This window comes from Streptomyces calidiresistens (assembly GCF_014141525.1).
Taxonomy (GTDB): domain Bacteria; phylum Actinomycetota; class Actinomycetes; order Streptomycetales; family Streptomycetaceae; genus Streptomyces; species Streptomyces calidiresistens.
In genome coordinates this window covers 1-6,250 of the sequence record NZ_VKHS01000274.1, presented here as the reverse complement: position 1 = coordinate 6,250, position 6,250 = coordinate 1, and the positions used below count along the sequence as shown (strand labels likewise).

Annotated in this window: 3 protein-coding genes and 1 pseudogene; all 4 read left to right on the top strand. The window is 76.4% G+C overall.

Annotation, left to right across the window (positions count from 1 at the left end; all coding sequences use genetic code 11):
* Positions 1–460: 460 nt before the first annotated feature.
* The 4 genes and pseudogenes from FOE67_RS13090 to FOE67_RS13075 all read left to right on the top strand — a co-directional run bounded on the left by FOE67_RS13090 (position 461) and on the right by FOE67_RS13075 (position 6,195).
* Complete coding sequence (locus tag FOE67_RS13090; protein ID WP_182663805.1) at positions 461–1,396, top strand: FAD binding domain-containing protein; 936 nt, start codon at positions 461–463, stop codon at positions 1,394–1,396.
* 8 nt (positions 1,397–1,404) lie between these two features.
* Positions 1,405–1,971, top strand: a pseudogene (locus tag FOE67_RS13085) ((2Fe-2S)-binding protein); the annotation flags it as partial.
* The gene (locus tag FOE67_RS13080; protein ID WP_182663803.1) at positions 1,968–4,304 is read left to right on the top strand and encodes a molybdopterin cofactor-binding domain-containing protein; all 2,337 of its coding nucleotides are present in this window, start codon (positions 1,968–1,970) and stop codon (positions 4,302–4,304) included. The pseudogene FOE67_RS13085 and the gene FOE67_RS13080, both read left to right, overlap by 4 nt.
* A gap of 205 nt (positions 4,305–4,509) precedes the next feature.
* The gene (locus FOE67_RS13075) at positions 4,510–6,195 is read left to right on the top strand and encodes an MFS transporter (RefSeq protein WP_182663801.1); all 1,686 of its coding nucleotides are present in this window, start codon (positions 4,510–4,512) and stop codon (positions 6,193–6,195) included.
* Positions 6,196–6,250 lie beyond the last annotated feature (55 nt).

Genomic DNA, 6,250 nt, shown 5'->3' with positions numbered 1-6,250 from the left:
GGTCGGGGCGGGGCCGGGCGGAGCCGGTCCGGGAGGCCGCCGCCACGACCTCCCCGGGAAGCCTTTGTACGAATCTACAAGAGGTGCCCTCGGACGTAACACCGACTTGGGTGCTTCGGTGTCTGCCCGCGGAGTCCGGACGGGCGCTGTACTGGGGGTACCCGAACCATCGGGGGCGCGCGGAGCCGTGCCGCACCACCGTCCGGGGGAATCCCGGTGCGCCGGGCGAATCCGGCCGGGACGGCCCCGCGGTAGGGGGTTCGGGGAAACCACGGGGGAACACCCCGGGTTCCTCGGGGCGTCGCCGGGGCCGGACCGGCGGTTCGCGAGAGGATCCGACGGTTCGGCGTCCGGTATCGACCCGGGCCCGGACCGACGGACGACGAAACGGGACCGGGCGGGACGAGGCGGGACCGGGCGGGACGGGACAGGACGAGGCAGGACGAGGGAGAGCGTGACCATGGACTTCCTGCGCCCCGGCGACTGGCGGGAGGCGCTGGCCCTGAGGGCCGAGCGCCCCGGCGCCCTGCCGATCGCGGGCGGCACCGACGTGATGGTGGAGATCAACCACGGCGGGCGCCGCCCGGAGGCGCTGCTCGACCTGTCCGGCATCACCGAGTTGCACGCCGTGGAGCGCGAGCCCGCCGACGGTGGAACCCCCGGGGCCCCCGCCGGCCGGGTGCGGCTGGGGGCCGCCGTCCCCTACACGCGCGTCGTCGCCGAGCTGGGTGCCGAACTGCCCGGGCTGGCCCTGGCCGCCCGCACCGTCGGCTCCCCCCAGATCCGCAACCGCGGAAGCGTCGGCGGCAACCTCGGCGCGGCCTCCCCCGCCGGGGACTGCCACCCCGCCCTGCTGGCCTCCGGCGCCGAGGTGGAGGCGGTCTCGGTGCGCGGTACCCGACACATCCCCGTCGACGACTTCTACCTCGGCGTCAAGCGCAACGCCCTCGCCCCCGACGAGCTGATCCGCTCGGTGCGCGTGCCGCGGGCGACCGGCCCGCAGCAGTTCTCCAAGGTCGGTCCGCGCAACGCCATGGTCATCGCCGTGTGCGCGGTGGCCGTCGCCCTGCACCCGGGGCGCGGCGGCGTCCGGGTCGGCATCGGCTCCGCCGCCCCCACCCCCGTGCGGGCCCGGGAGGCGGAGGAGCACATCGCGGGCGTCCTCGCCGACGGCGACCTGTGGGAGCGGCGCGATCCGATTCCCCCGGCCGCAGCCCGCCGCTTCGCCGAGCTGGTGGCCGCGGCCTGTTCCCCCATCGACGACGTGCGCGGCACCGCCGCCTACCGGCGGCACGCCGTGGCGGTGATGGCCCGCCGCACCCTCGGCTGGTGCTGGGAGGCCCACCGCGCCGGCGCGTCCGGGCCCCGACCGGAAGGAGGCGCGCCGTGCGCCTGAGCTGTACCGTCAATGGCCGCCGACGGGTGGCGGACGACGTGTGGGAGGGGGAGAGCCTGCTGTACGTGCTGCGCGAGCGGCTGGGGCTGGCCGGCGCCAAGGACGGCTGCTCCCAGGGCGAGTGCGGCGCCTGCTCCGTCCAGTTGGACGGGCGGCTCGTCGCCGCCTGCCTGGTGCCCGCCGCCACCGCCGCCGGTTGCGGGATCACCACCGTCGAGGGCCTGATCGAGCACGACGGTTCGCCCTCCGACGTGCAGCGCGCGCTCGCCCGCACCGACGTGCAGTGCGGCTTCTGCCTCCCCGGCATGGCGATGACCGTGCACGACCTGCTGGAGGGCAACCACGCCCCCACCGAGTTGGAGACCCGGCAGGCCCTGTGCGGCAACCTCTGCCGCTGCTCCGGCTACCGGGGCGTGCTCGACGCCGTCCAGGAACTGGTGGACGAGCGCGCCGCCCGGACGGCCGAACTGGAGGCCGAGGCCGACCGCCGGGCCGCCGACGAGTGGGAGACCGACCCCGGCGCCGCCCCCGGGGCGCACCGGACCGACCCGAACACCCCGGGAGGCGAGGCGTGAACCGGCAGCAGGACGGAGCGTCGGCCATCACCGTCACCCCCGCCGACGCCCCCGTCGGCCCGAACGACGCCGATCGGCCCACCGGCGGCCCGCCGCACGGGCTGGGCTCCCCGGTACCCCCCTCCGACGCCGCCGCCAAGGCCGCCGGCACCCACCCCTACACCGCCGACCTGTGGGCCGAGGGACTGCTGTGGGCGACCGTCCTGCGCTCCCCGCACCCCCGGGCCCGGATCCTGGACATCGACACCTCGCGGGCCGCCGCGATGCCCGGCGTCCGGGCCGTGGTCACCCACCGCGACGTCACCGGCGAACGCCTCCTCGGACGGCGGGTCCTCGACCGTCCCGCGCTGGCCTCCGACGAGGTCCGCCACCACGGCGAGCCGATCGCCGCCGTCGCCGCCGACCACCCCGACACCGCCCGGCTGGCCGCCGCCGCCATCGCCGTGGAGTACGAGGTGCTCGAACCGGTCACCGACCCCGGCGAGGCCTTCGAGTCCGAGCCGCTGCACCCCGACGGCAACCTCATCCGCCACATCCCGCTGCGCCACGGCGACCCCTCCGTCACCGGCGAGATCATCGTCGAGGGCGTCTACCGGATCGGCCGGCAGGACCCGGCGCCGATCGGCGCCGAGGCCGGACTGGCGGTGCCGCGCCTGGACGGCGGCGTCGAGCTGTACACGGCCGCCACCGACCCGCACACCGACCGCGACCGGCTCGCCGCCTGCCTCGGCCTGGACCCCGACCTGGTCAAGATCTGCGTCACCGGCGTGCCCGGCGCCCTCGGCGACCGCGAGGACCTCGGCTTCCAACTCCCGCTGGCCCTGCTGGCGCTGCGCACCGGCAGCCCGGTCAAACTGGCCGCCGGGCGCCAGGAGTCCTTCCTCGGCCACGCCCACCGCCACCCCACCATGCTCAGCTACCGGCACCACGCCGACGCCGAGGGCCGGCTGGTCAAGGTGGAGGCGCAGATCCTCATGGACGGCGGCGCCTACGCCGACGACTCCGCGGAGGCGCTCGCCGCCGCGGTGGCCTTCGCCGCCGGCCCCTACAAGGTGCCCAACGCCGTCGTCGACGGCTGGGTGGTGCGCACCAACAACCCGCCCGCCGGCCACCTGCGCGGCGAGGGCGCCCTGCAGGTGTGCGCGGCCCACGAGGGCCAGATGGACAAGCTGGCCGCCCGGCTGGGTCTGGACCCCGCCGAGGTGCGCGCCCGCAACGTGCTGGCCACCGGCGACCGGCTGCCCACCGGCCAGGCCGTGACCTGCCCCGCGCCGGTCGCCGAACTGCTGGAGGCGGTCCGCGAGGCCCCGCTGCCGCCGCTGCCCCGGGACACCCCGGTGGAGGAGTGGCTGCTGCCCGGCGGCCCCGAGGGCGCGGGCGAGCCGGGCGCGGTGCGCCGGGGCGTGGGCTGGGCCGTGGGCATGGTGCACATGCTCGGTGCCGAGGGCACCGACGAGGTCTCCACCGCCACGGTCAAGGTGGAGGGGACGGTCGCCACCGTGCTGTGCGCGGCGGTCGAGACCGGACAGGGCTTCGCGACCCTCGCCCGCCAGATCGTGCAGGAGGTGCTGGGCATCGAGGAGGTGCACGTCGCCCCCGTCGACACCGACCAGCCCCCGGCCGGCCCCGGCGGGCGCGGCCGGCACACCTGGGTCTCGGCCGGCGCGGTGGAGCGGGCGGCCAAGATGGTCCGCACCCAGCTCCTCCAGCCCCTCGCCGCCACCTTCGGGATGTCCGCCGAACTGCTGAGCATCGCGGACGGCAAGATCACCTCCTACGACGGCGTGCTCAGCACCACCGTCGCGGAGGCGCTGGAGGGCAAGGAGCTGTGGGCCACCGCGCAGTGCCGCCCGCACCCCACCGAGCCGCTGGACGGCGCCGGCCAGGGCGACGCCTTCGTCGGCCTGACCTTCGCGGCCCTGCGCGCCGTGGTGGACGTGGACGTGGAGCTGGGGTCGGTGCGGGTGGTGGAGCTGGCCCTGGCCCAGGACGTCGGACGGATCCTCAACCCGGCCCGGTTGCGCTCCCGGCTGGAGGCCGGCCTCACCCAGGGCGTCGGGGCGGCGCTCACCGAGCACCTGCGGGTGGTCAAGGGCGTGGTGCGCCGGCCGGACCTGACCGGTTACGCGCTGCCCACCAGCCTGGACACCCCGGACATCCGGATCGTCCGGTTGATCGAGGAACGGGACGTGGTGGCGCCCTTCGGCGCCAAGTCGGCGAGCGCGGCGCCGCTGGTGGTGGCGCCCGCCGCGATCGCCTCGGCGGTGCGGGCGGCGACGGGGCGGCCGGTCAACCGGCTGCCGATCCGACCGCAGGCCACCGTGGCGCGCTGACGCCCGCCCCCGGTGGGCGGGCGGTCCGGCCCCGCCCGCCGGGCCGTCCGTCGTTCGTGGTCCGTCGTCCGGGCCCCGTGCCCGCGGGTTCGGCGCCGCCGCGGGGCGCCGAACCCGCGGGCACGGGGCCCGGGACCGGCGGAGGAGACGATCCCCGACCGAAGGCCATAGGCGAATCCGGCCTTTGCTCCTTACGGTGTCCCTCATGAGTCATGTCGAGGCCGGCGCCGACGCCGCCCGTACCGCCGGAACCCCCGGCCACCCCGGCACCGCCGTCCCGGACCACCCGCCGGGCGGGGTGCTGAGCGCGCCGTACCGGGCGCTGACCCTGGGCAGCGTCAGCGTCATCCTGCTGATCGCCTTCGAGGCGATGGCCGTGGGCACGGCGATGCCCGCGGCGGCGGCCCAACTGGACGGCCTGGGTCTGTACGCCTTCGCCTTCGCCGCCTTCTTCACCACCAGCCTGCTGGGCATGGTGCTCTCCGGCCAGTGGTGCGACCGCAACGGCCCGGTCGCCCCCGTGATCACCGGCATCGCGATCTTCTGCACCGGCCTGCTGCTGGCCGGCGGGGCACAGACGATGCTCATGCTCATCCTCGGCCGCGCCGGACAGGGCTTCGGCTCGGGGCTGATCATCGTGGCGCTCTACGTCGTGGTGCGCCGTGCCTACCCCGACCACCTGCGCCCCTCGGCGCTGGCCGCCTTCGCCTCCGCCTGGGTGATCCCCTCGATGGTCGGCCCGGTCATCTCCGGCACCGTCACCGAGCGCTTCGGTTGGCGGTGGGTCTTCCTCGGCATCACCGTCCTGGTCGTGCTGCCGCTGCTGGTGATGCTCCCGCCGATGCGCCGCGCGGCGAGCGGCCCCACGCCGGGGGAGCCGCCGGGCCGGTTCGACGCCCGGGGGCTGCGGCTGGCCGGTGCCATCGCGATCGGCGCCGCCCTGCTCCAGTTCGGCGGGCAGGAGTTGCGCTGGTGGTCCCTGGTGCCGGCGGTGATCGGCGCGGCGCTGCTGGTCCCCTCGGCGCTGCGGCTGCTGCCCACCGGCACCTTCCGCTCGGCGCGCGGAATGCCCTCCGCGATCCTGTTGCGCGGGCTGGTCTCCGCCTCGTTCCTCTCCGCCGAGAGCTTCGTGCCGCTGCTGTTGGTCACCCAGCGGGGACTCTCCTACACCCAGGCCGGTCTGGCGATCGCCGCCGGCGGCCTGACCTGGGCACTGGGCTCCTTCACCCAGTCCCGCCCGGCGGCCGAGCCGCACCGGCTGCTGCTGATGAGGGTGGGGACCGTCCTGGTCCCGGTGGGGGTGGCCACCACGCCGCTGGTGCTGCTGGAGACCGTGCCGGTGTGGCTGCCGGTCATCACCCTCGCGCTGGCCTGCTACGGCATGGGCCTGATCATCTCCTCGGTGGGGGTGCTGGTGCTGCGCTTCTCCGAGCCGGCGCAGGTGGGCGGGAACATCTCCTCCCTCCAGGTCTGCGACGCCCTGGCCAACGTGGTGACCCTCACCGTGGTCGGCAGCGCGTTCGCGGCGCTGGGCGGCTCCACCGCGGCCCTGGCCGAGGGGGAGCGGGCGGCGGACGCGCAGATCGCCCCCGGAGCCTTCCTGGTGGTGTACGTCGTCACCACGCTCCTCGCGCTGGTCGCGATACCGGTGGCCGGACGGCTGATCCCCCGTGGGGCGGCCGGGGACGACGGGAGCGCCCCGGGGCGTGCCCCCGAGCGCGTTCCCGGGGGCGGCCCGGCGGAGGTTCCGGCGGGGAGTCCGGCGAAGGGGGAACACACCCGAACGGGTGATGCGGATGCCGACAGCGACGGCGCCGCCGTGGTGCGGGACGCCACCGGTCGCGCCGCGCCTCCCGGCCCGGCGCCCCGTCCCGGTCCCGGGGACGCGTGAGGTCGGCCGGGGAGCCGGCGGAGGCCGGGGGAGCGGATCCACCCCGCCTCCCCCC

Coding starts and splice junctions, on each gene's coding strand:
- FOE67_RS13075 (WP_182663801.1), top strand. CDS start 4,510: ATGAGTCATGTCGAGGCCGGCGCCGACGCCGCCCGTACCGCCGGAACC.
- FOE67_RS13090 (WP_182663805.1), top strand. CDS start 461: ATGGACTTCCTGCGCCCCGGCGACTGGCGGGAGGCGCTGGCCCTGAGG.